This is a genomic window from Streptomyces venezuelae, from assembly GCF_008642335.1.
GTDB lineage: Bacteria > Actinomycetota > Actinomycetes > Streptomycetales > Streptomycetaceae > Streptomyces > Streptomyces venezuelae_F.
Map to the genome: position 1 here is coordinate 6,275,796 of NZ_CP029191.1, position 23,645 is coordinate 6,299,440.

General features: G+C 71.6%; 21 protein-coding genes. 9 read left to right on the top strand and 12 right to left on the bottom strand.

All coding sequences use genetic code 11. The features are described from left to right. Position 1: 1 nt before the first annotated feature. Positions 2-1,657 (bottom strand): AMP-binding protein, encoded by a 1,656-nt coding sequence (locus tag DEJ49_RS28280; RefSeq protein ID WP_150186715.1) that lies wholly within the window; start codon positions 1,655-1,657, stop codon positions 2-4. Between the two features lie 109 nt (positions 1,658-1,766). On the opposite strand from DEJ49_RS28280, the gene DEJ49_RS28285 reads away from it, so the two are divergent. After that, positions 1,767-2,960 carry an acyl-CoA dehydrogenase family protein gene (locus DEJ49_RS28285; RefSeq protein WP_150186716.1) on the top strand — a complete coding sequence of 398 codons (1,194 nt, stop codon included), beginning with the start codon at positions 1,767-1,769 and terminating at the stop codon, positions 2,958-2,960. After that, positions 2,957-3,367 carry a RidA family protein gene (locus tag DEJ49_RS28290; RefSeq protein WP_150186717.1) on the top strand — a complete coding sequence of 137 codons (411 nt, stop codon included), beginning with the start codon at positions 2,957-2,959 and terminating at the stop codon, positions 3,365-3,367. The genes DEJ49_RS28285 and DEJ49_RS28290 overlap by 4 nt, the downstream gene beginning before the upstream one ends. Here the strand turns inward: DEJ49_RS28290 and DEJ49_RS28295 are convergent. Further along, positions 3,280-3,582 carry a DUF5133 domain-containing protein gene (locus DEJ49_RS28295; RefSeq protein WP_150186718.1) on the bottom strand — a complete coding sequence of 101 codons (303 nt, stop codon included), beginning with the start codon at positions 3,580-3,582 and terminating at the stop codon, positions 3,280-3,282. The two genes, DEJ49_RS28290 and DEJ49_RS28295, sit on opposite strands and share 88 nt — an antisense overlap. 198 nt (positions 3,583-3,780) lie before the next feature. Here DEJ49_RS28295 and DEJ49_RS28300 point away from each other — a divergent pair, with 198 nt between their 5' ends. Continuing rightward, a complete protein-coding gene (locus DEJ49_RS28300) occupies positions 3,781-4,524 on the top strand; it encodes a hypothetical protein (RefSeq protein ID WP_150186719.1) in 744 nt (247 codons plus the stop codon). An 87-nt stretch (positions 4,525-4,611) separates the two neighbouring features. Here the strand turns inward: DEJ49_RS28300 and DEJ49_RS28305 are convergent, their stop codons facing one another. Then, positions 4,612-6,141, bottom strand: a complete 1,530-nt coding sequence (locus DEJ49_RS28305) for a helix-turn-helix domain-containing protein (protein WP_150173344.1) — start codon at positions 6,139-6,141, stop codon at positions 4,612-4,614. A gap of 108 nt (positions 6,142-6,249) precedes the next feature. After that, positions 6,250-8,190 carry an amidohydrolase gene (locus tag DEJ49_RS28310; RefSeq protein ID WP_411757254.1) on the bottom strand — a complete coding sequence of 647 codons (1,941 nt, stop codon included), beginning with the start codon at positions 8,188-8,190 and terminating at the stop codon, positions 6,250-6,252. A gap of 106 nt (positions 8,191-8,296) precedes the next feature. On the opposite strand from DEJ49_RS28310, the gene DEJ49_RS28315 reads away from it, so the two are divergent. After that, a complete protein-coding gene (locus tag DEJ49_RS28315; RefSeq protein WP_150186720.1) occupies positions 8,297-9,307 on the top strand; it encodes a LacI family DNA-binding transcriptional regulator in 1,011 nt (336 codons plus the stop codon). Positions 9,308-9,450: 143 nt separating this feature from the next. Here DEJ49_RS28315 and DEJ49_RS28320 read toward each other — a convergent pair whose 3' ends face one another. Continuing rightward, on the bottom strand, positions 9,451-10,047 hold the full coding sequence (locus tag DEJ49_RS28320; protein ID WP_150186721.1) for a TetR/AcrR family transcriptional regulator: 597 nt from the start codon (positions 10,045-10,047) through the stop codon (positions 9,451-9,453). Between the two features lie 75 nt (positions 10,048-10,122). On the opposite strand from DEJ49_RS28320, the gene DEJ49_RS28325 reads away from it, so the two are divergent. Both DEJ49_RS28325 and acnA read left to right on the top strand, forming a co-directional pair. Further along, positions 10,123-10,917 (top strand): class I SAM-dependent methyltransferase, encoded by a 795-nt coding sequence (locus tag DEJ49_RS28325; protein WP_150186722.1) that lies wholly within the window; start codon positions 10,123-10,125, stop codon positions 10,915-10,917. A 197-nt stretch (positions 10,918-11,114) separates the two neighbouring features. Then, positions 11,115-13,829 carry an aconitate hydratase AcnA gene (gene acnA, locus DEJ49_RS28330; protein WP_150186723.1) on the top strand — a complete coding sequence of 905 codons (2,715 nt, stop codon included), beginning with the start codon at positions 11,115-11,117 and terminating at the stop codon, positions 13,827-13,829. Positions 13,830-13,921: 92 nt separating this feature from the next. On the opposite strand, the gene DEJ49_RS28335 is transcribed toward acnA, so the two are convergent. From DEJ49_RS28335 to DEJ49_RS28345, 3 genes are all read right to left on the bottom strand, one after another. Then, positions 13,922-14,692 carry a hypothetical protein gene (locus DEJ49_RS28335; RefSeq protein WP_150186724.1) on the bottom strand — a complete coding sequence of 257 codons (771 nt, stop codon included), beginning with the start codon at positions 14,690-14,692 and terminating at the stop codon, positions 13,922-13,924. Positions 14,693-14,815: 123 nt separating this feature from the next. Continuing rightward, positions 14,816-15,208, bottom strand: coding sequence for a VOC family protein (locus DEJ49_RS28340; RefSeq protein ID WP_150186725.1), 393 nt, complete (start codon positions 15,206-15,208; stop codon positions 14,816-14,818). Positions 15,209-15,287: 79 nt separating this feature from the next. Beyond that, positions 15,288-15,764, bottom strand: coding sequence for a DUF6194 family protein (locus tag DEJ49_RS28345; protein WP_150188519.1), 477 nt, complete (start codon positions 15,762-15,764; stop codon positions 15,288-15,290). A gap of 51 nt (positions 15,765-15,815) precedes the next feature. On the opposite strand from DEJ49_RS28345, the gene DEJ49_RS28350 reads away from it, so the two are divergent. After that, positions 15,816-16,532, top strand: a complete 717-nt coding sequence (locus DEJ49_RS28350) for a MerR family transcriptional regulator (protein ID WP_150188520.1) — start codon at positions 15,816-15,818, stop codon at positions 16,530-16,532. Between the two features lie 193 nt (positions 16,533-16,725). Further along, positions 16,726-17,889, top strand: coding sequence for a S1 family peptidase (locus DEJ49_RS28355; RefSeq protein ID WP_411757203.1), 1,164 nt, complete (start codon positions 16,726-16,728; stop codon positions 17,887-17,889). A 51-nt stretch (positions 17,890-17,940) separates the two neighbouring features. Here DEJ49_RS28355 and DEJ49_RS28360 read toward each other — a convergent pair whose 3' ends face one another. Further along, positions 17,941-19,545, bottom strand: a complete 1,605-nt coding sequence (locus DEJ49_RS28360) for an FAD-dependent oxidoreductase (RefSeq protein WP_317850471.1) — start codon at positions 19,543-19,545, stop codon at positions 17,941-17,943. Positions 19,546-19,835: 290 nt separating this feature from the next. Here DEJ49_RS28360 and DEJ49_RS36540 point away from each other — a divergent pair, with 290 nt between their 5' ends. Beyond that, the gene (locus tag DEJ49_RS36540; RefSeq protein ID WP_223833022.1) at positions 19,836-20,441 is read left to right on the top strand and encodes a hypothetical protein; all 606 of its coding nucleotides are present in this window, start codon (positions 19,836-19,838) and stop codon (positions 20,439-20,441) included. 40 nt (positions 20,442-20,481) lie between these two features. On the opposite strand, the gene DEJ49_RS28370 is transcribed toward DEJ49_RS36540, so the two are convergent. The 3 genes from DEJ49_RS28370 to DEJ49_RS28380 form a co-directional block, all read right to left on the bottom strand. Continuing rightward, positions 20,482-21,003, bottom strand: coding sequence for a hypothetical protein (locus tag DEJ49_RS28370; protein ID WP_150186728.1), 522 nt, complete (start codon positions 21,001-21,003; stop codon positions 20,482-20,484). Positions 21,004-21,066: 63 nt separating this feature from the next. Beyond that, positions 21,067-22,977, bottom strand: a complete 1,911-nt coding sequence (locus tag DEJ49_RS28375) for a HEAT repeat domain-containing protein (RefSeq protein ID WP_150186729.1) — start codon at positions 22,975-22,977, stop codon at positions 21,067-21,069. A 1-nt stretch (position 22,978) separates the two neighbouring features. Further along, a complete protein-coding gene (locus DEJ49_RS28380; protein WP_150186730.1) occupies positions 22,979-23,614 on the bottom strand; it encodes a DUF7019 family protein in 636 nt (211 codons plus the stop codon). Positions 23,615-23,645 lie beyond the last annotated feature (31 nt).

Here is a 23,645-nt window from a genome sequence, read left to right on the forward strand (position 1 = left end):
ATCACTCTACGGGCCCGGGGCCGCCCGGCATCCGGCCGCGCAGCCGGAAGCGCTGCAGCTTGCCGGTCGCGGTGCGGGGGAGTGCGTCCAGGAAGACGATCTCGCGCGGGCATTTGTAGGGCACCAGTTCCCCCTTCACGAAGTCCCGCAACCGGTCCGCGTCCGGCTCCGCGCCCGCGCGCAGCACCACGTACGCCACGGCCACCTGCCCGCGCAGCTCGTCGGGGCGGCCCACTACCGCCGTCTCGGCCACGTCGGGGTGGCGCAGCAGGGCGTCCTCGACCTCGGGGCCCGCGATGTTGTACCCGGCGGAGATGATCATGTCGTCCGCGCGGGCCACGTACCGGAAGTAGCCGTCGGCGTCCCTGACGTAGGTGTCGCCGGTGATGTTCCAGCCGTGGCGTACGTAGTGGAGCTGCCGTTCGTCGGAGAGGTAGCGGCAGCCGACGGGCCCGCGCACCGCGAGCAGTCCGGGCTCGCCGTCCGGCAGCGGCGCCCCGGAATCGTCGACCACGCGCGCGTGCCACCCGGGGACGGGCAGCCCGGTCGTACCGGGCCGTATCGCGTCGTCGGCGGCGGAGATGAAGATGTGCAGCAGCTCGGTCGCGCCGATGCCGTTGATGATGCGGTGCCCGGTGCGCCGCTGCCAGCTCTGCCAGGTCGCCGCGGGCAGGTTCTCGCCCGCGGACACGCAGCGCCGCAGCGAGGAGACGTCGTGCGCGTCGAGCTCGTCCAGCATCGTGCGGTACGCGGTCGGGGCGGTGAAGAGCACGCTGATCCCGTGCCGCCCGATCGCCGGCAACAGCTGCTTGGGACCCGCCTGTTCGAGCAGGACGGAGGAGGCGCCGAAGCGCAGCGGGAAGACGACGAGACCGCCGAGGCCGAAGGTGAAGCCCAGGGGCGGGCTGCCCGCGAACACGTCGTCCGGCGTCGGCTTCAGGACGTGCCGGGCGAACGTGTCGGCGATGGCGAGCACGTCGCGGTGGAAGTGCATGCAGCCTTTGGGGCGGCCCGTCGTGCCGGAGGTGAACGCGATCAGCGCGACGTCGTCGGCCGCCGTGTCCACCGCTTCGTACCGGTCCGGCTGCCGGGCGGCGCGCGCGAGGAGGTCGTCGGGGCCCTCGCCGCCGTACGTGGTGACGTTCAGGCCCGGCACGCCGGCCTTGATCAGGTCGTCGACCGACCGGACGTCGCAGAGCGCGTGCCGCACCTCGGCGATCTCGCACATCGTGGCGAGCTCCTGCGCGCGCTGCTGGGCGAGGACGGTCACGGCGACCGCGCCCGCCTTCATCACGGCGAGCCAGCAGGCGGCGAGCCACGGCGTGGTGGGCCCGCGCAGCAGGACGCGCTGGCCCGGCCGTACGTCCAGTTCCGCGGCGAGCGCGTGCGCGATCCGGTCGACGTGCTGCCGCAGCGCGCCGTACGTCCAGGTCTCGCCGGACGCGGCGTGGAAGACGGGACGTCCGGCGCCGAACCGCTCGGCGGACCGGTCCAGGAGCTCCGAGCCGCAGTTGAGGCGGTCGGGGTAGTGCAGTTCGGGGCGGTCGTGGACCAGTGCGGGCCACTGCTCGCGCGGCGGGAGGTGGTCCCGGGTGAACGTGTCGACGTGGCCGGACGGTATCGGCCCCGGGTTGGCTGGATTGCCGGTCGGTTCCATGGCGGCTCTGCCCCCTTGCCTGCCGGACGGGCGCTGTGGTGGGCTCGCTCCATGAGCGTATCGTGATGGTGACGACAGTCAACGGTGCGCGATAAAGGAGGGGACCGGCTTGACGGCATTCTCGCTCAATCCTGAACAAACCGCCCGTTGCGCGGAGCTGCGGACGCTCGCCGCCGAGCGGCTGCGCCCCCTGGCGGAGAAGGGCGAGCCCGGCCATGTGAACCGGCCACTGGTCGCGGCGCTCGGCGAACTCGGGCTGCTGGACGCGCTGTTCGAGGAGCGGTTCGAGGGAGGGGGCGCCGGTGCGAGTCCGCCGGGCGGGGCGTCCGGCGCTCTCGACCTCTGCCTGACCCGGGAATCCCTCGCGTACGCCTGCACGGAGGCGGAGACCGCCTTCGCCCTGCAGGGGCTCGGCGCCCACCCCGTGCACGCCCACGGCTCACCCGAGCAACGGGAACGGTGGCTGCCGCCCGTCCGCGCCGGACACGCCGTCGCGGCCTTCGCGCTCTCCGAGCCGGGCGCGGGCTCGGACGCGGCCGCCCTGAGCCTCGCGGCGGAACCGGACGCCTCCGGGGGCTGGCGCCTCACCGGCGAGAAGTGCTGGATCTCCAACGCGCCCGAGGCCGACTTCTACAGCGTCTTCGCCCGTACGTCACCGGGCGCGGGAGCGCGCGGCGTCACCGCGTTCCTGGTCCCCGCCGACCGCGCGGGCCTCACCGGTACCCCGCTCGACATGCTCTCCCCGCACCCCATCGGCGCCCTGGCCTTCGACGGCGTACGCGTCGGCACGGAGGACGTGCTCGGGGAGGTCGACCGCGGCTTCCGGGTCGCGATGACGACGCTGAACCGGTTCCGGCCGAGCGTCGGCGCGTTCGCCGTCGGCATGGCGCAGTCCGCGCTCGACGCGACGCTGGCGCACACCGCCGAACGGACCGCGTTCGGCGGCACGTTGAAGGATCTGCAGTCGGTGGGCCACCAGGTCGCCGAGATGGCGACGCGCACGGAGGCGGCCCGCCTGATGGTGTACGCGGCAGCGGCGGCGTACGACGGCGAGGGGCCCCAGGGCCCCGGCATCGCCCGCCGCGCCGCGATGGCGAAACTCATCGCCACGGAGACCGCGCAGTACGTGGTCGACGCGGCGGTCCAGCTGCACGGCGCCCGCGCGCTGCGCCGCGGCCACCTCCTCGAACACCTCTACCGCGAGGTGCGCGCACCGCGCATCTACGAGGGCGCGAGCGAGGTCCAGCGCACCATCATCGCCAAGGAGCTGTACGCCGCACACGAGGAGGAGCCGCCCGCATGAGCGACAGCGATCACCTGCACCGCGTCAACCCCGCCGAACTCTCGCCGCCCACGGGCTTCTCGCACGCCGTCACCGCGACGGGCTCCCGCCTCGTCTTCCTCGCCGGGCAGACCGCGCTGGACAGCGAGGGCAAGGTCACCGGGTCGACCCTGCCCGAGCAGTTCGAGAAGGCCCTCACCAACCTCCTGACCGCCCTGCGCCACGCGGGCGGCACCCCGGCCGACCTCGCGCGCGTCACGGTCTACGCCACGGACGTCGCCGACTACCGCGCCTGCGCCGCCGAACTGGGCCGGATCTGGAAGAGGCTGGCGGGCCGCGACTATCCGGCCATGGCAGTGCTGGGCGTCGTCAGGCTGTGGGACGAGGAGGCCTTGGTGGAACTCGACGGGACCGCGGTGCTCGCCTGACCACCGCGCACGTCCCGCACCGTTCTGGCACGTCGGCGGGCCGAGGCGAGGGCCTGCTCCAGGGAGCGGGTGCCGGTGATGACGCACAGGGTGTACGTGACGTCGTCGAGCTGTTGGCGCAGCGCCGGGTCGACGGCCGCGCTGCCGGTCTTCGCGTGGAGGGATTCGTAGCGTTCGACGAGGTCGGCGAGGACGGAGGGGTGTGCCTGCAACATGAACGTACTCCTGGACAGAGGTCGGTGGGGGCACTGGTGGGGGGATCTGATGCCCCTGTTACCCCCGGTTTCCGGCGTCATGCACCACTCCCCTTCCTGAAGAGCGGAATGCCTGCTACCGGGTGCGACGTGCGGATCACGGGGTACTCGGCGACGAACGACCGAGAGCTCCACAGGTTCCGCAGGAGGGGTTACCACGTGCGTACACGACGGGTTTCGGGTGTCATCGGAGTTACCGTGCTCGCGGCGGCGCTGCTGTCGAGCTGTGGCGACAGCGACGACGACGGCTCGGACAAGCCGTTCGCCAAGGACAGCGCCGACCAGATCGCCGCCAAGGCGGTGGCGGCCACCAAGGGCGCGGACTCCATGCGCATCAAGGGCGACATGCGGCAGGAGGGCAAGCCGGTCAGCCTGGACATCGCGGTCGACCAGGAGAAGAACTGCGAGGGGACGATCGGCACCGGCGGCTCGAAGGCCGAGGTGCGGCACACGGACGGCACCTTGTACATGCGCGGCAACGAGCAGTACTGGAAGACCTCGCTGAAGAACCGGCCCGGTTCCGAGAAGGTCATCTCCAAGGTCGCCGACAAGTGGGTCAAGATGCCCGCCGACGACGCCTCGACCGCCGGCATGTGCGACAAGCAGGGCCTGGTCGCGTCGATGGACGAGAACAAGTCCGAGCGCAAGGGCATGAAGAAGGGCGAGACGACGTCCGTCGACGGCAAGGACGCGATCGCCCTGACGAAGAAGGGCTCGGGTGGTGAGACGAACACGATGTACGTCGCCACGGAGGGCAAGCCGTACATCCTCCGCGTCTCCACGAAGGGCGGCGACGCCCCGAACGACGCGACGTTCGGCGACTACGACAAGCCGGTGAAGCCGGACACCCCGGACAAGGGCGAGACGGTCGACCTGAAGGAGCTCGCGGCTTCGGGGCAGTGACCGCGTGAGCGGCGACGACGTACAGGGGCCCGCACCGTGGTGCGGGCCCCAGGCCGTGGCTCGGTGCGCACCCCCGGCGTCCCGGACTCAGATGTCCCGGAACGTCTCGATCTGCGCGCCCACCGAGTTCAGGCGCTCCGCCAGGTCCTCGTAGCCGCGGTTGATCACGTACACGTTGCGCAGCACCGACGTGCCCTCGGCCGCCATCATCGCGAGCAGCACGACCACGGCGGGGCGCAGGGCGGGCGGGCACATCATCTCCGCCGCGCGCCAGCGCGTCGGGCCCTCGACCAGGACGCGGTGCGGGTCCAGGAGTTGCAGGCGGCCGCCGAGGCGGTTGAGGTCCGTGAGGTAGATCGCCCGGTTGTCGTAGACCCAGTCGTGGATCAGCGTCTTGCCCTGCGCCGCCGCCGCGATGGCCGCGAAGAAGGGGACGTTGTCGATGTTCAGGCCGGGGAACGGCATCGGGTGGATCTTGTCGATCGGCGCCTCCAGCTTGGAGGGGCGGACGGTGAGGTCGATCAGGCGCGTACGGCCGTTGTCGGCCGGGTACTCCGCGCTGCGGTCGTGGTCGAGCCCCATCTCCTCCAGGACCGCGAGCTCGATCTCGAGGAACTCGATCGGCACCCGGCGCACCGTCAGCTCCGACTCCGTGACGACCGCGGCGGCCAGCAGGCTCATCGCCTCGACCGGGTCCTCGGAGGGGGAGTAGTCGACGTCGACGTCGATGGTGGGGACACCGTGCACGGTCAGGGTGGTCGTGCCGATGCCCTCCACCTTGACGCCGAGCGCCTCCAGGAAGAAGCACAGGTCCTGGACCATGTAGTTCGACGACGCGTTGCGGATGACGGTCGTGCCCGCGCCGCGCGCCGCGGCGAGCAGCGCGTTCTCGGTGACCGTGTCCCCGCGCTCGGTCAGGACGATCGGGCGGTCGGGGGAGACGTCGCGGGCGACCGTCGCGTGGTACAGCCCCTCGGTCGCCGCGATGTCCAGGCCGAACCTGCGCAGCGCGATCATGTGTGGCTCGATCGTGCGGGTGCCCAGGTCACAGCCGCCCGCGTAGGGCAGCTTGAAGTGGTCCATGCGGTGCAGCAGCGGGCCGAGGAACATGATGATCGAGCGGGTGCGGCGGGCCGCCTCCGCGTCGATGGCGTCCATGTCCAGCTTGGCGGGCGGCACGATCTCCAGGTCGACGCCGTCGTTGATCCAACGGGTGCGCACCCCGATGGAGTTGAGGACCTCCAGGAGGCGGTAGACCTCCTCGATGCGGGCCACGCGGCGCAGCACCGTACGGCCCTTGTTCAGGAGGGACGCACAGAGCAGCGCCACGCACGCGTTCTTGCTCGTCTTGACGTCGATGGCGCCGGAGAGCCGACGGCCGCCGACAACTCGCAGATGCATGGGGCCCGCGTACCCGAGCGAGACGATTTCACTGTCGAGAGCCTCGCCGATCCGGGCGATCATCTCAAGGCTGATGTTCTGGTTGCCGCGCTCGATGCGGTTCACGGCGCTCTGGCTGGTGCTGAGCGCCTCGGCGAGCTGCGTCTGCGTCCACCCCCGGTGCTGCCGGGCGTCGCGGATGAGCTTGCCGATGCGTACGAGGTAGTCGTCTGCCATGAGTCGTACGTTATCTCAGATATGAGATGTCGTACGCGCTGGGGTAGGCCATCCGAGGATCGGCCGTAAGAGGGGCCTTTTCTCCGGTGCACGGGTGCACGGGGAAGCTCAGCCGCAGCCGCACGAGGCGTGCCGGCCGTGCACCGACGCGTACGCCGTGGGCCGGGGCCCCGCCGCCGCCCGCGTCACTCGGGCGGCGGCCGCGCGTCCTGCCGACGACTGCGCGTCGTGCACCACTGTGCCTCCGACGAGCGTCATGCGCACCTCGGACGAGCTGATATCGGCCACCGGACACCGCGTCACATCGCGGTCGAGCAGCACGAGATCGGCCGCTTTTCCCCTCTCCACGGTGCCGGTGAGGTGGTCCGAGCGGAGCTGACGCGCGGTGCCCAAGGTGTGCATGAGCAGGGACGACGTACGGCTGAGGCCTTCCTCCGCGCGGTACAGGTCGCCCTCGCCCTCCATGCCCTCGCGGTCGATCGCGGTGCGGATCTGGTTCCAGACCTGCAGAGGGTCGACCGGCCAGTCCGAGCCACCCGCGAGCGCCGCGCGCCGGTCCCGGAGACTGCGCGCCGGGTACTGCCAACGGTGGCGCCGGGCCCCGATGTAGGGCAGCAGGGCGTCCATCGTCCAGGTGTTGCGGGCGGCCCACTGGAGCTGCATGCAGGCGACGACGCCGAGCGCTGCGAACCGCGGCAGGTCGCCGGGATCGACCAGTTGGAGGTGGGCAGTGGTGTTGCGGAGATCACGGCGGCCGGTCTTCCGCAGGGCGTACGCGTACCCGTCGAGGGACGTGCGCACGGCGCGGTCGCCGATGGCGTGCGCGTGCATCTGCCAGCCCTCGGCGTTGAAGGCGGCGCTGAGCCGTCCGTAGTCCGCCGCCGACACGTACAGGTCGCCGCGGTGGTCCGTGGGGCGGCCGTCCTTGTCGAGGTACGGCTGAAGGAGCGCGGCGGTCTGCGCCGGGTACTCGATGACGCCGTCGAGGAACACCTTGACGGTCCCGAAGCGCAGTCCGCGTACGTCCCGGAACTCCGCCCGCAGCTTTTTCGCGTACGCGAGTGCCGCGGCCGGATCCCTCGTCATGTCGGTCTCGACGCGCAGGGCGGGCACGATGCGCTGGAGCAGCCGGTCCGACGCGGCGAGCCGCTGATACAGCTTCAGCTCATCGCGCCCCACGACGGCTTCCATGAACGTGGTGACCCCGGACGCGGCGGCCTCGGCGAGAGTTTTCGCGGCGGCATCCGCCAACCGGGTCTCGTCCGGCTCGGGGATGTGCCGCGAGACGAGCGGCTGGGCGTCGTCCTTGAGCACGCCGGTCGGCTTGCCGTCCGCACCCTTCACGATCTTGCCGCCGACCGGGTCGGGCGTGGCCGCGGTGATCTTCGCGATGTCCAGGGCCCGCTGATTGGCCCACAGGTTGTGGCCGTCGCCGCCGCGCAGCGCGATGGGACGGCGGGTCGGCAGGGTGTCGAGCATCGTGTGGTGCGGGGCGGTGCCGTGCGGCAGGAGCCCGACCGGATTCCAGTCCTCCACGACGAGCCACCCGTCGGGCTCCTGCTCCGCCGAGTCCTTCAGGAACCCCGTCAGCGTCTTGTGCAGCTCCTCGACGGTCTGCTCGGCACCCGCGAGCGAGGGCCGCAGCGACCGGCTCGCCGCGTCCATCGGGTGGGCGTGCCCGTCGTGGATGCCGCTCATGAGGGTGCCGCCCGCCGCGTCCACGACGGCCGTGTCCCGCCCGACGTGCCGCTTGACGGCGGCGTCCGAACCGACGGCGAGGATCCGCCCGTCCCGCCCGACGGCCACGGCCTCGTGCCGGGTCGCGTGGCCCGAAGTGCCGGTGAACACGCGGGCGTTGTGGACGACGAGGGCGGCGGAGCGGCGGCGGGAGGAGGGGGACGCGGCGGATTCGGGGGCGGCCGCGGCGGCGGGACCGGCCGCGGTGACGATGCCTGCCGCTCCTGCGGCACCCACGGCTCCGGCGGCGGCGAGGAGACCCCTCCGCGAGAGGGGAGAGGGCTGGGCGGGGACTTCGTACGACGGGGACACGACCACACACACTCCAAGGCGTAGCGGGACCGATGAGGAAGGTGGACGGAACCCTCGACGAGTAATCCGTTAACCAGAACCCGCCCCGGACGACGGATTCCGTACGATGTGCCGCGTGCCAGGGCCGACACTCGCCGACATAGCCCGCGCCGCGGAGGTCTCGACGGCGACGGTCTCGCACGCCCTCAACGGCACCGGCAGGGTCGGCGACGCCACCCGCCGCCGGGTCCGCGAGACGGCGACCCGCCTCGGCTACGGCACGCCGGGCCCGCCCCGCACCCGCACGCTCGGCATCGCGGTCACCACGTTCCCCGCCGCCTGGAACTACACGGACATCGCCTACTTCTCACGAGCCCTCACGGCCGCCACCTCCGCCGCCCACGCCCGCGGCTACGCCCTCATCACCCTCCCCGCCGACCGCGCCGCCGACGACTCCTGGCACCACCTCGCCGTCGACGGCATGCTGATCATGGACAGTCCGCGCGGCGACCCGATGGTCCGCGCCCTGCGCGCCCGCGGCATCCCGCTCGTCTTCGACGGCGTCCCCGGCGACCCGCGCCCCGGCGACCACTGGGTCGACAACGACCACGAGTCGGCCACCCGCGAGGTGCTCGACCACCTCGCGGCGTCCGGTGCCCGCCGCGTCGCCCTGCAGTCCGGCAGCGGCGACGAGCACTACGCGCACGCGGTGACGGCGGCGTACGAACGCTGGTGCGCGGACCGCACCACGCCCCCGCTCGTCGTGCCCTTCGACGTGACCGACGACGAGGGCCACGCGTTCGACGCGCTGCTGAGGGGAACCGAGGGCCGCGTCGACGCCGTCTACGCCGCGTACGACCCCGGGGGCCGCCAGCTCCTCGCCGCCGCGGCCCGCCACGGCCTGCGCGTGCCGGACGACCTGCGCGTGGTCTGCGCGAGCGAGGACCCCGCCTACGCGGAGACGACCCCGCCCGTGACGACGCTGACCCTCTCCCCGGAACAGATGGCCCACACCGCCGTGGCGCTCCTCGTCGCCCTGATCGAAGACTCCGGCACGGCACCGCCGAACCCGGTGACGGTCCCGACGACCCTGATCCGACGAGCATCATCGACCACACGCCCCCCTCACCCCGCCTGAGCCCCCGCCGCCACGAAAACCGAGCCGACAATCCCGCAGCCCGCCCCCCCCCCGCCGACGCCCCGTCTTCGGCCCCCCCCGCGGCGGCCGGTGTCCGTCCCGGCGGGGCTGGCGGTGCGTGCGTGCCCCAGGCCGCGCGCCTCTCAGCCCGCCCCAGGCGCCGCCGCCGCGAGGGCCTGGCCGACGATCCTGCGGACCTCCGCGGTCGGCGGCGCACCGCGCTCGCACCCCGCGAACAGCAGATGTCCGCTCCCGATGAGCGTGAACGCGAGCGTGTCGGGGTCGGAGTCGGGGGCGAGCCGGCCGAGGGCGCGCTCCGTCGCGAGGTAGGCGGCGAGCACGGTGCCCGCCTCCGTCAGGAGCGGGATGCCGACCGGCGTGGTCCGGCGCAGCCGCGCCCGCAGCGCGTCCCGCGAGGTGACCAGGGCGAGAACGCCCAGCGCGAGCGGCCCGAACAGGTCCGTCAGCGCGGCGGCGACGTTGTCGACGACGGTGCCGGTCCCCGCCGCCCCGCGCAGTGCCGCGCCCCGCTCCTCCACCTCGCCGATCCGGTCGCGCACCAGCTCGGCGAGGAACGCGTCGAAGTCGTCGAAGTGCCGGTGCAGGACCCCCTTCGCGCACCCCGCCTCCGTGGTGACCGCCCGGCTGGTCAGCGCGTTCGGCCCGTCCCGGAGCAGGACGCGCTCGGCGGCGGCGAACAGCTGCTCGCGCACGTCGCGGATGGCCACCCCTGTGGGCACGTCGGTCCCGCCTCTCTGCCGTACGACCACACCCGGCCATTGACGAGTGGGCGCGCGCCCACTCAGAGTGGGCGCATGCCCACTATCCCTGAAAACCGCCCGCACCGACACCGTCGGATGGCGGAGTCCTTCGGCGCGGACGCCGAGCGCTACGACCGCGCCCGCCCCCGCTACCCCGACGAGCTCGTCCGCCACATCGCCGCGACCGCCCCCGGTCCCGCCGTCCTCGACGTCGGCTGCGGCACCGGAATCGTCGCCCGGCAGCTGCGCGCGGCAGGGTGCGAGGTGCTCGGTGTCGAGCCCGACGCGCGGATGGCGGACCTGGCGAGGCGGCTCGGCACGGAGGTCGAGCCCGGGACCTTCGAGGAGTGGGACCCGGCGGGCCGTACGTTCGACGCGGTGGTCGCAGGCCAGGCCTGGCACTGGGTCGACCCGGTCGTGGGAGCGGCGAAGGCGGCGCGGGTCCTGCGCCCCGGCGGCCTCCTCGCGGCGTTCTGGAACATGCACGAGCCACCGCCCGCCGTGGCGGACGCGTTCGCCGACGCGTTCCTCGCCGTGGCGCCCGACGCGCCGTTCGACGTCCGCGCGAAGCCGAGCCCGGACCCGCTGCTCGACGTGACCGCCGACGGCATCCGTGCCACGCGCGCCTTCGGCGACCCCGGGCGACGGTCGTACGCGTGGGAGTGGACGTACACCCGCGACGCCTGGCTGGACCAGCTGCCCACCCAGGGCGCGCTCACCCGCCTCCCGGCGGAAGCGCGGTCGGAGGTACTCGCGGCCGTGGGCGCCGCCGTCGACACGCTGGGCGGCAGCTTCACCATGCGCTACACGACCGTGGCGCTCACCGCCCGGACCGCGGGCGCCTCGTGACGCAGGGCATGCGGGCGCGCCTCGTCGGACCGAGGGGTCATGTACTAGAGTTATCTCGACATCGAGATATCTGCCGAGGCGCACCAGAAGCCGCCACTCGGTAAGGGTTACCTAACTAAGCCTTACCTTAGCGGACCGACGAGGAGTCGTGGCGGCAGGATGTACGGAACGCGCGAAAAAATCTGAAGGAGACTGTCGTGTCGGCGAACAGCTTCGACGCCCGCAGCACGCTGCGCGTGGGCGACGAGTCGTACGAGATCTTCAAGCTGGACAAGGTCGAGGGCTCCGCACGCCTTCCCTACAGCCTGAAGGTGCTGCTGGAGAACCTGCTCCGTACCGAGGACGGCGCGAACATCACCGCCGACCACATCCGCGCGCTCGGCAACTGGGACTCGCAGGCCCAGCCCGCGCAGGAGATCCAGTTCACGCCGGCCCGCGTGATCATGCAGGACTTCACCGGCGTCCCCTGCGTCGTGGACCTCGCCACCATGCGTGAGGCCGTGAAGGAACTCGGCGGCGACCCGGCGAAGATCAACCCGCTGGCCCCGGCCGAGCTGGTCATCGACCACTCCGTCATCGCCGACAAGTTCGGCACGGCGGACGCCTTCGGCCAGAACGTCGAGCTGGAGTACGGCCGCAACAAGGAGCGCTACCAGTTCCTGCGCTGGGGCCAGACCGCCTTCGACGAGTTCAAGGTCGTCCCCCCGGGCACCGGCATCGTCCACCAGGTCAACATCGAGCACCTGGCCCGTACCGTCATGGTCCGCAACGGCCAGGCGTACCCCGACACCCTCGTCGGCACCGACTCGCACACCACGATGGTCAACGGCCTGGGCGTCCTGGGCTGGGGCGTCGGCGGCATCGAGGCCGAGGCCGCGATGCTGGGCCAGCCGGTCTCCATGCTGATCCCGCGCGTCGTCGGCTTCAAGCTGACCGGCGAGCTGAAGCCGGGCACCACCGCCACGGACCTCGTCCTCACGATCACCGAGATGCTGCGCAAGCACGGCGTCGTCGGCAAGTTCGTCGAGTTCTACGGCGAGGGTGTGGCGGCCACGAGCCTCGCCAACCGCGCCACCATCGGCAACATGTCGCCGGAGTTCGGCTCCACCGCCGCGATCTTCCCGATCGACGACGAGACCCTGAACTACCTGCGTCTGACCGGCCGCGACGCCCAGCAGGTCGCGCTCGTCGAGGCGTACGCCAAGGAGCAGGGCCTCTGGCTCGACCCGGCCGCCGAGCCCGACTTCTCCGAGAAGCTGGAGCTGGACCTGTCGACGGTCGTCCCGTCGATCGCCGGCCCGAAGCGTCCGCAGGACCGCATCGTCCTCGCCAACGCCGCCGAGCAGTTCAAGACCGACGTGCGCAACTACGTCGACTCGGTCGACGAGGCGGGCAAGGAGTCCTTCCCGGCCTCCGACGCCCCGGCCACCACGAACGGCGTCCCGTCGAACCCGGTCCTCGTGACCGCCCCCGACGGCTCGACGTACGAGCTGGACCACGGGGCGGTGACGGTCGCGGCCATCACCTCCTGCACCAACACCTCGAACCCGTACGTGATGGTCGCCGCCGCGCTCGTCGCGAAGAAGGCCGTCGAGAAGGGTCTGACGCGGAAGCCCTGGGTCAAGACCACCCTCGCGCCCGGCTCCAAGGTCGTCACCGACTACTTCGACAAGGCGGGGCTCACCCCCTACCTCGACAAGGTCGGCTTCAACCTCGTCGGCTACGGCTGCACCACCTGCATCGGCAACTCGGGCCCGCTCCCGGACGAGGTCTCCAAGGCCGTCAACGACCACGACCTGGCCGTGACGTCCGTCCTCTCCGGCAACCGGAACTTCGAGGGGCGCATCAACCCCGACGTCAAGATGAACTACCTGGCGTCCCCGCCGCTGGTCGTCGCGTACGCCCTCGCCGGCTCGATGAAGATCGACATCACCACCGAGGCCCTCGGCGTCGACCAGGACGGCAACCCGGTCTACCTGAAGGACGTCTGGCCCACCGAGGCCGAGGTCAACGACGTCGTGGCGAACGCCATCGGCGAGGACATGTTCAACAAGTCCTACCAGGACGTCTTCGCGGGCGACGCCCAGTGGCAGGCGCTGTCGATCCCGACCGGCAACACCTTCGAGTGGGACAGCGAGTCCACCTACGTCCGCAAGCCCCCGTACTTCGAGGGCATGGCGCACGAGCCGTCCCCCGTCGAGGACATCACGGGCGCCCGCGTCCTCGCCAAGCTCGGCGACTCGGTGACGACGGACCACATCTCGCCCGCCGGTGCGATCAAGGCCGACACCCCGGCCGGCAAGTACCTGACGGAGCACGGCGTGCAGCGCCGCGACTTCAACTCGTACGGTTCGCGCCGAGGCAACCACGAGGTCATGATTCGCGGCACGTTCGCGAACATCCGCCTGCGCAACCAGATCGCGCCGGGCACCGAGGGCGGCTTCACGCGTGACTTCACGCAGGCCGACGCGCCGGTCTCGTTCATCTACGACGCCTCGCGCAACTACATCGACCAGGGCATCCCGCTGGTCGTCCTCGCGGGCAAGGAGTACGGCTCCGGCTCGTCCCGCGACTGGGCCGCCAAGGGCACCGCGCTCCTCGGCGTCAAGGCCGTCATCGCCGAGTCGTACGAGCGCATCCACCGCTCAAACCTCATCGGCATGGGCGTCCTGCCGCTCCAGTACCCGGAGGGCCAGTCGGCCTCGTCCCTCGGCCTGACGGGCGAGGAGACCTTCTCCTTCTCCGGCGTGACCGAGCTGAACAACGGCTCGACCCCGCGCACGGTCAAGGTCACCACCGACACCGGTGTCGAGTTCGACGCGGTCGTCCGCATCGACACCCCCGGTGAGGCGGACTACTACCGCAACGGCGGCATCATGCAGTACGTGCTGCGCAGCCTGATCCGCAAGTAGGCGATCGACTACGGCAGTTGAGGGCCGCACCCCCGGGCATGTCCCGGGGGTGCGGCCCTCGCCGCGTCCTCGGCCCCCCGACGTACGGCTGATCAGCTCAGCGGAATGCTCTTCACGGCCGACAGCAGCGGCACGAGGACGTAGTCACCGTTGCCCGCACCGCACACGGGCCGTGTGTCGACGGTGTCGGAGATGTTCGTGCCGGTCGTGTACCGCTTGTCCGGCGCGGGCACCACGCTCGTCATGTGGCTCTTGAGCCGCTCCGAGTAGTACACGCACTGGTGCAGGTTGAGGCGGCTGCCCGCGGTCAGGTCCAGGGGCAGGGAGCCCGAGAGACCCGGGTTGGGCACATGGCTGCCGTTGCCGGGACCGCAGGTCGGGGAGGTCTCCTTGCTGTTCGATACTTTCGTGCCGGTGGAGTAGCGCCCGTCGCCGCTCGGCGTCACCAGGGTGGTGAAGCGGTCGGTGCTCGCGCTCCGGTAGTAGTCGCACTGCTGGAGGTTGAGGTAGCGCCCGGTCCCCAGGTTCAGCGCTTTGACGCCGTGCAGGACCGGCACGGGCACGTGATTGCCGTTCCCCGCGCCGCAGGCCGCCGTGGTGTCGGCGGTGGCGGAGTGCTTCGTGCCGGTCGAGTAGCGGCCGTCGCCGCTCGGGGTGACGAACGTGTTGAAGTGGTCGTCGAGGCTGCTCGCGTAGTACGCGCACTGGTGCAGGTTCAGATAGCCGGAGGCGGCGACCGCCGACTCCTGAGCGCCCAGGTCCCGGGCCACGGCAACAGGCGCCGTCGTACCCACGAATGTCCCCACGCCGACCGCGAGGGCGAGTACCGGTCGCCACGCGCGCGTGGCCTTCCGTCGCATCATTTCGGTTCTCCCGTCCGGGTGCGGGCTGCGCTCTGGAACCGTCCCGCACTTCCTGCGACGAAGGTCCCAGGGGCACCCCGCACCCCGGTATCCCGAAACCTGGGGATTGGCGGATACGCGCCGCTACGCCCGCGGCCACCCGCCGTACGGAACGGTGATGAGCTCCATGGCATGCCCGGCAGGATCGAGGAAGTACACGCCCCGGCCCCCGTCATTGCGGTTGAACTCGCCCGGCAGCTGTTGCCGCGGGTCGGCCCAGTGCTCGATTCCCCGAGTCCTGATCTTCTCGTACGCGGCCTCGAACTCCGCCTCCGAGACCAGGAAGGCGTAGTGCTGCGGCGTGATCGACTCGGCGGGAACGGCGGCGAAGTCGAGAGTGACCGCATTGCTGAGGGCGACGGCCACGAACGGCCCCCACGCTCCGGCGACCTCGAGACCCAACAACTCCGCGAAGAACTCGGCGGATTCCCGGTTGTCCCGGGCATGGACGATCGTGTGATTCAACTGAACGGACAAGGAATGCCTCCACAAGGCATCTCCCGACACCTCCATGCCTCACCCAGCCGGTGACCGACACGCGATGTCGCCGTGGATCTTAGACACGAGGCCCGCGCGCTGTCGAGTGGCGTCGCGCGTACCGTGCGCGCGCCGCCTCATGGGCGTCGCGCAGCAGCCGCACCACCGTGGCCGTCGTCCTCGCGCCGGGATTGACGACGCAGATCCAGCCGAGCGCGCCGTACACCGGGTGCGGCAGCACGCGGTCGGTGGCCGTGTGGTCACGGGGAAGGGTGATGCCGTGCGGGTCCTCCCCGGTGAGTTCGCGGAACGTGGCGCGGTCCACGTGGACGTTCACGCGCCAGCGGCCCGGAGGGTCCAGGTCGGAGGCGGTGTCGTCCGGGTAGTCCTTGGTGACGATCGTTCCGTAGGGCTGCGTGTTCTCGGGCAGCCGGCCGTCGGGAGCGTAGTAGAAGAACGCGTCGCCCCACGCGAGCTCGGGGGAGTCGCCTCCCGGCTCCGGGACGAGCACGAGCGCGCCGTCGAGGCTTCGTACGGCCGCGATGATCTGTTGCATACTCATGGTTCAAGCATCACCTTCAAGTGCTTATGTGGGGTTGGAGGGCAGCTGAGAACGGTCGATGTCGCCCGCGAGTCGGGGTACTCGGTGCAGCAGGTCCGCGACCTGGAGCGCCTTGGCGTCATTCCCCCGGCCGCCCGGTCGGGCAACGGCTACCGCTCGTACACGGCAGCCCACGTGCATGCCCTTCGCGCCTATCGCGGACTCGCCGGCGCGGTCGGCCCCGTCGAGGCCCGGCGGATGCTCGTGGAGCTGCGGACGGAGACGATCGCCGTGGCGGCCGCGGCGATCAGCGCGGTGCATGTCCGGCTCGCACGGGAACGGGAAGAGGCGTTGCGCGCGCAGGAGGCGTTGCGTGCGATCCAGGGGGAGACGGACACACCCGAGTCGGCGCGGGAGGGCGACGCCATGACGATCACGCAGCTGGCCGCGGCGCTCGACGTGCGTCCCTCGACCCTGCGGTTCTGGGAGCAGGAAGGACTCGTCACCCCTGAGCGGGTGACGTCACTGCGCGTACGTCGATACGGCCTCGCGGCGATCGGCGCCGCCCGCATCGTCGCGGCCCTCCGCAACTCCGGGTACGGCGTCCCCGCGGTGCGCGACATCATGGGCTCCCTGCACCGGCTCGACGGCCCGGAAGAGACCGGGCGCATCCTCCAACGACGGCTCGACCGGATCGCCGCGCGGACCGTGGCGCTGCTCCGAGCGGGAGCCGACCTGGCAGCCGTCGTCACGGCCGGTCAGGAACCGCCTCCCGCCCCGTAGGCCCGAACCACCGCTTCACGAGCGGGCGGGCCCGCAGGTCTGGACTTGTCCGCACGGGCTCTCTACGCTCAGCCGCATCACCCGCACTGAGAGCGCTCTCAATAGTTCAACTCTGGTCAACTCCGGTCTACCGCACCCCCGTTGGCACGACCTGACCCGAACCATGAGATCCGAACCACGAGAGGACACCCACGTGAGACGCAAGACCAGCGCACGCCTCGGCCTGTCCGCCTTCCTCCTGGCGGCCGCCTGTGCCGGTACCGGGCTCGCTCCCACAGCCACGGCGACCGCCGACTCCCCCGACACACCCCTCGCCTCCGACGGGCTCCTCAAAGCCATGCAGCGCGACCTCGGGCTCTCGCCCGCCGCCGCCCGTGAGCGGCTCCTCGACGAGAAGCGGGCCGTCAAGGTCGAGCGCGCGGCGAAGAAGGCGGCCGGTGACGCGTACGGTGGGGCCTGGTTCGACGCCGGGAAGGGGCGGCTCACCGTCGCCCTCACGGAGCGTTCCGTTGCCGCGGATGTACGTGACGCCGGCGCCGACGTCCGCTACGTCGAGCACAGCGCCGCCGAACTGAACGCAGCAAAGGCGCGCGTCGACAAGTTCGCCGACAAGTCCAAGGCGCCCAAGGGCGTGGCGAGTTGGCGGGTCGACGTCGAGACCAACCGCGTCGTCGTCGACGTCGTCGAAGGCCACCGTGCCGACAACGATGTCACCACCTTCCTCCGCGGTGCCCGCGCCACCGCCCCCCTGCGCGTGGACACCGTCCCGGAGGCCCCGAGCACCTTCGCCGCCGGGACCGTCGGCGGCGACCCGTACTACACCGGCAACGTCCGCTGCTCCATCGGCTTCTCCGTGCACGGCGGCTTCGTCACCGCCGGGCACTGCGGCAAGGCGGGCGCGGGGGTGCGCGGCTGGGACGGGTCCAACATCGGTTCGTTCCAGGGCTCCTCGTTCCCCGACAACGACTACGCGTGGGTGTCCGTCGGCAACGGCTGGTGGACCGTGCCCGTCGTGCTCGGCTGGGGCACCATCCCCGACCGGCTCGTCAAGGGATCGGCGGAGGCACCCGTCGGTACCTCGATCTGCCGCTCCGGCTCCACCACGAAGTGGCACTGCGGGAATCTTCTCGCCAAGAACGAGACCGTCAACTACTCGGGCGGCGCCGTCGTCCACCAGCTGACCAAGACAAGTGTCTGCGCCGAGGGCGGTGACTCGGGCGGCTCGTTCATCAGCGGCGACCAGGCCCAGGGCGTGACGTCCGGCGGCTGGGGCAACTGCAGCAGCGGTGGCGAGACGTGGTTCCAGCCGGTGAACGAGATCCTTCAGCGGTACGGGCTGCGGCTGCACACCGCGTGACGTCGTGAGCGGTGCGCCCGGCTCCGGCAACTGCCGGGCGCATTGTGCCCGTTACCGCGCGGGGCGGACCGACAACCTGTGCCGGAACTCGTCACGCGGGTCGTACTCGGCCTTCACCCGTTGCAGCCGCGGGTAGTTGTCCTTGTAGTAGAGCGTGTACCAGGGCACGCCCGACGTGTTCTGCTCCGGGTCGGCGAGGTCCGCGTCCGGGTAGTTGATGAACGCGCCGTCGCTGACCGCGCCCGGCACGGGGACGCCGCCGCTGTCGGCGTACAGGCCCCGGTACAGCGAACGCACCCACGCGGTCTCGCGCTTCCCGTCCTGCGTCTCCGCGTCCCAGCCCGCCATGTAGACGGCCTTCAGGATCGAGTCGCGCTGCGCGACGGCGGTGGCGTCGGGCGCGACCTTACGGGCTGCGCCGCCGTACGCGACGAGCCACAGCGTGCCGCTGATGCGCGCGGCGGGATCGTCGGACGGCCTGAGGTGTTCGTGCAGTACGTCGAGTTGCCGGTCCGTGTAGGTCTTCCGCAGGTACGCGCTCTTGACCTTGAACGGCGATGACCTGGTGTCCGTGATGGACGTCAGCGCGTTCAGCCACGACAGCGGCGGCCTGCGGATCGCGGGCTCGGCGCCCACGCCGCGCCCGACCGCGGCGATGTAGTCGTCCACGAGCCGCCGCGCGCCCGGCACAGCGGCGTCGATCACACCGGCCAGGACGGCGCCGGAACCCGCAGCCTGGGTGGTGTTGACCATCAGCACGCTGAACAGGTTCGCGTACGGCGAGTCCGGGTCGCTGTTGCCCTCGCACCACTGCCCGTGGTTGCGCACGAGGGTCTTGAAGTCCCGCGTGTCGAGGTCCTTCCAGCTCCAGCCGGCCCGGAAGGCGAGGAAGGAGGCGGGGGCCTTGGGCAGCAGCTCGGTCGGGTCCTCGCCCCGCGCACCCGGGCTGCGGAACCAATACCGCGTCACGACGCCGAAGTTGCCGCCGCCCGCGCCGGTGTGTGCCCACCACAGGTCGTGGTGCGGGTCGTCCGGGTCGCGCTTCGCGATGACCGCTCGCGCGGTGCCGTCCTTGTCGACGACGACGACTTCGAGTGCGTACAGGTGGTCGACGGAGACGCCGTCGCGCCGCGACATCACGCCGTAGCCACCGCCGACGACGTGCCCGCCGATGCCGACCTCGGCGGTCGCGCCCGCGGGGATGGTCACGCCCCAGCCGATGAACAGCTCCCGGTATACCTCGGCGAGTTGCGCGCCGGGCTCCACGCAGAAGGCCCGCCGCTCGGCGTCGTACGAGATCTCGCGCATCGGCGACATGTCGATGACGGCCTTGATGTCCGGGTGGTCCACGAAGTCCTCGAAACAGTGCCCGCCACTGCGTACGGCGATGCGCCTCCCCTCGCGCACGGCGCGCTGCACGGCGTCGACGACCTCGGCGGTGGAGTGGACGACACGGAAGTAGTCGGGTTTGCCGACGAAGCGGGCGTTGCAGCCGCGTTGGGTGAGGGAGAGGTAGCGGGGGTCTTCGGGGCCGATGGGGGTGGTGGGGGTAGTAGGTGCCCCGGTGCTCGGGGTCGACCTCCCGTCGACGGCTCCGGCCGTTCCGGCGGCGCCCACCGCCATGGCCGCGCCCCCGGCCGCGGTGGCCGCGAGCACGTGCCTGCGACTCGGGACGGCTGAGGAGGGCGTGACTCTCTCTGGGTTCTCCGGCTCTGTCATGCGTTGTCCCCCGTCGGGTGAGTGACGTGCGGCGCGTGAGGCGCGATCGACCCCACCACCATCACCGCGGGTGTGACCCCCGTCATCCACCGTTCGTCCAAGGGACGCGTGCTCTCCAGGGTGCAGACGGACCCCTTAGGGGTGGGCCCGTAGATGGAGCGGTTTCCGGCCACGAAGTGAGTACGCGCACTCATGTGGACGCGGGGGCTCGCTCGGAGACTTGGCGCATGAGTCGAAGACATGCCGCAAGGCCCACGTTCGCGTTGACGGCGCTCGCCGCGCTGGCACTCGTCGCCTGCGGCACCGAGAAGTCAGGTGCCGAGAGTCCGCAGGACAAGTCCGCCGATGCCGCCGGGGTTCGGAGCGGTGCGGCGTTCACGGACATGATGAGGAAGGTCGCCCGGTCGTGCCCGGACAGTACGTCATCCGAGCGGCCGCCGACCGGTCCGGCGCGAACGGTGCCGTCCGGCCCGGCGGAGACGTCGCCCTCCGATACGCCGAAGACACCGCCCACCGACGCGATCGAGCCCGCCCTCCCCACGGCGGGGCCGGAGGTGGAGCTGAACGCCCGTGACTGGTGCGCGAGCGCCCTGCACGAGGAGCGGATAACCCAGGCGCTGTGGGATCTGGCGGACCCCACCCCCGCGAAGGTCAGGACGATCCTGCACGACCTCGGCTACATCGACGAGCGCATCCACGACCTCAGGCGGTCCGGCACGACCACGCGCTTCTCCCTCGACCTGCGCGACCGAGGCGGACAGCTCTGCCTGGACGGTACGGCGGCCGGCGAGAAGACCGTCGTCGACAAGTGCGGGGCGCCGTCCGGGACCTGACCCCGGAACTGACTCCGGAACCCGAGGGGGACGTCGACGGTCAGAGCACCGTCGCGTGGATGCGGGCGATGGCCCGCAGCACCTCGTCGCGGTTCTTCGCCTGCTGCATCCACGCGGGCAGCCGGGCCACCACGGTCATCTTGCGACCGTGGTCGTCCCAGGGAATCCCTTCACGCAACGACGCCCGCACGAACCGCTTGAGCAGGTCCAGGTGCTCCAGGTTGTACGCCCACACCCAGCCGTGCCGGGTCTCGGTCTGGAGCCACAGGCGGGCCCCGAAGAAGGGATCCCCGGCCGATCCATGGGGGTCTCGACGGAAGGTCATGCCTCCCCGGCGCGATTCCTTGGCCGTACCGCAGCCGCGACAGATGAGACGCCTCGGCACGTAGACGCCCGGGGTGCGCTCTCCCGGAGGGCCGGGAGCCGGTGCGACGTGTGCGGCTTCGTCGCAGTCGGGGCAGCGCACGAGGACGGAGTCCAGGAAGTCGAGCCGCGTGCGGCGCGGGTCCCGGAAGCGGTGGGGGTGGGTCGCGGTCCGGTTCGTCGGGCATATCGGGCTCATGGGATCAGTATGATCCAGCGGTTGGGGCGCTACGACGACACGTGGCGTACGGCCGGCGCGACCTCAGCGCCTGCGGTCCGCGATCGTGCGGAGCGCCGCACGCGCTTCCTCGGTCGCGAGGCCCCTCGTCCGGCAGTACGTGAGGACGTGCGCGTCGGCCTCCTCCGTGTCCAGCGCCGCGAGGCCGCGCAGTGCGGTGCCGCGCAGGCGGGAGGCGTGGGCGGCGGTGAGCAGTGCTGCCAGGGGAGCGGCGCAGGCGGGGGAGCGGCGGGTGGCCAGGGCCTCGGTCGCCGCCAGGTGGATGTCCTCGGTCTCCGGTGAGGTGGCGAGCGCCACCAGTGCCGTCACCGCCTCGGCTCCCGGGCACTCGGCGAGTGCCTGGACCAGTTCCTGCCCCACGTCCCGCCGGAACCGCCCCGCCAACGCGGCGAGGACGTGCACCGCCGGGGCGCCCATGCGGCCCAACGCCCGTACCGCGCCCCGCGCGACATCACTGCTCGCGTCCGTCGACGCGGCCTCTCCGAGGGCGTCGGCCGCCTCCCGTACGGGGAACCGGGCCAGGCTCTGCACCGCCTGCACCCGTACCGGCTCCGACGGGTCGCGGGCAGCGGCCAGCAGCACCGGCAGCGAAGCGTCCGCGCCGATCAGGCCCACCGCGTGCACCGCCCGCGCGCGCAGCGTGCCCGGCTCCTCGCCGTCGCCAGCGAGGGTCCCGAGACGGGTGGCGGCGGGTTCGTGCCGCAGGGCGCCCAGCGCGTCCGCGGCGGCCGACCGTACGTCCCGGGGGTTCTCCGCGTCGAGTGCCTCCAGGAGCAGTGGCGCCGCGTCCGCGCACTCCAGCAGGCCCAGCGCGACGGCCGCGCCCCGGCGTCGGGACCGGGCTCCCGGGGAGTCGTCCGCCAGCAGTGCCAGCAACTCCCGTACGGGCGGCGCGGACAGCCCCGACAGGGCCTGCGCGACCGTGTCGCCTGTCCTGTCGTCGGCCAGGGAGGCGAGCAGCGCGTCGGTCGCCGCGCTGCCTCCGAGCGCGCCGAGCGCCGATGCCGCCGCTCTGCGCACCATCGGTACGGACTTCTCGCCGAGCAGTGCGATCAGGTTCCGTACGTCCCGGCCGTCCTGTCCCGCACCGAAGAGTTCGGGGCGTTCCTGGATCAGCGCACAGACCGTGACGGCGGCGCTGTCCGGGGTACGGTCCTCGGGCGGGTGCCACGGCGCGGCGTCGCGGAGGTGGCTCCGCAACAGCTCCCGGCCGTAGTCGGTCCTGGCCAGGAGCGCGGCCGCGGGGCGCGCGGTGGCCGCGTCCGGGTCACGCAGCGCGCGCATCAGCATGAACTCGGCGTCCTGGCCCGCCGGTGGCGGCCAGCACTCCTCGGGGAGTTGCGTGAGTGCCCGGACCGCCCCCTTCCGCAGGCGCGGTGAGCTGCCTTCCGACTCCGCCAGGTACAAGAGGGCCGGTGCGGTACGAGGGTCACGCATCGCCCCCAGCGTCTCCACGGTGTGCATCTCGTCGCGGGGCAGCAGGGCCCAGAGCGCGGCCAGCAGTGCGGGCACGGCCTCCGGCGGGCGCAGCCGGGCCACTGCTTCGACGACCACCCGGAACGGCCGCGGATCGCCGAGCCGGTGGACGAGTTCGCGGACCGCCTCGGGCCCGCCGATCGCGCCGAGGTCCTCGTACACGCGGGCCGCCCGCGCCCCGTCGCCGGGCAGTCCTCGCTGTACTTGCCTGAGAATCCCGGGCAGGGCGCGGCGGTCCCGCAGCTCCGCGAGGGTGGACAGCGCGTGCAGGTGCAGCCGTTCCGGATAGGCGGTCGGTCGGCTCACGCAGTCGTAGAGGGCGTCGGCCGCCTCCCGGCCACCGATGTCCCTCAGCAGGTCGACGGCCCACACGTGGTACGGGGAGGGGCCGGACCGCATGACCTCGGCCAGGCCCGCGACGTCGCCCTCCAGCCGCATCCGCACGATGTCCGGCTCCACGTCAGGCCTCCCGGCGCGGGTCCTCGTCCGCCATCGCCACGTACAACGGTGTGCCCACGACGATGTCGACCTGTCGTCCGTCCCGCCCGGTCGCCGTGCCGTGCAGCAGCCGCCGTGCGAGGAACTCACCGTAGATCGGCGGCTCCTTCAACGTCTCCGCGAATTGCAGGACCTGGTGTGCCGCGTCCTCCCCGTGCGCGCTCTCCGGCGCGTCTTCCAGGAGCCTGAACAGTGACGGCAGCATCGAGTAGGAGCGCTGGATCGTCTCGGGCGCGGTGCGTTGCCCCAGCAGGTGGTGCGCCGAGCCGATCAGGGCGATGACGGTGTCGCCGTCGCGTCCCGTCATGAACGTCGGCCCGTCGGGCGCCCCGAACCCGGCGATCCGCAGCTCCAGGTCGCCCCGGAACCAGGGCCTCGGCTCCGTCATCCAGCTGACGTCGAACTCCCGCTCCAGGTAAGCCTCGACGATGTCCAGCCGGTCGTACGTTGTCACGTCGGCACGCGGCGACTGAACGGCGACGCTGAGCACCTTGAGGTCGACCTTCGCCTCAACGGCGAGCCGCTTCAGCAGCTTCGGCGGGATCTGCTCGTACAGCATGTCCAGCTTGGTGCCGGAGACGTAGAGGTAATAGCGCACGTGGTGTCAGGGGGGTTCCGGTTGCAGGGAG

Coding starts and splice junctions, on each gene's coding strand:
- DEJ49_RS28280 (WP_150186715.1), bottom strand. CDS start 1,657: ATGGAACCGACCGGCAATCCAGCCAACCCGGGGCCGATACCGTCCGGC.
- DEJ49_RS28290 (WP_150186717.1), top strand. CDS start 2,957: ATGAGCGACAGCGATCACCTGCACCGCGTCAACCCCGCCGAACTCTCG.
- DEJ49_RS28295 (WP_150186718.1), bottom strand. CDS start 3,582: ATGTTGCAGGCACACCCCTCCGTCCTCGCCGACCTCGTCGAACGCTAC.
- DEJ49_RS28305 (WP_150173344.1), bottom strand. CDS start 6,141: ATGGCAGACGACTACCTCGTACGCATCGGCAAGCTCATCCGCGACGCC.
- DEJ49_RS28315 (WP_150186720.1), top strand. CDS start 8,297: ATGTGCCGCGTGCCAGGGCCGACACTCGCCGACATAGCCCGCGCCGCG.
- DEJ49_RS28325 (WP_150186722.1), top strand. CDS start 10,123: ATGCCCACTATCCCTGAAAACCGCCCGCACCGACACCGTCGGATGGCG.
- DEJ49_RS28335 (WP_150186724.1), bottom strand. CDS start 14,692: ATGATGCGACGGAAGGCCACGCGCGCGTGGCGACCGGTACTCGCCCTC.
- DEJ49_RS28345 (WP_150188519.1), bottom strand. CDS start 15,764: ATGCAACAGATCATCGCGGCCGTACGAAGCCTCGACGGCGCGCTCGTG.
- DEJ49_RS36540 (WP_223833022.1), top strand. CDS start 19,836: ATGAGTCGAAGACATGCCGCAAGGCCCACGTTCGCGTTGACGGCGCTC.
- DEJ49_RS28370 (WP_150186728.1), bottom strand. CDS start 21,003: ATGAGCCCGATATGCCCGACGAACCGGACCGCGACCCACCCCCACCGC.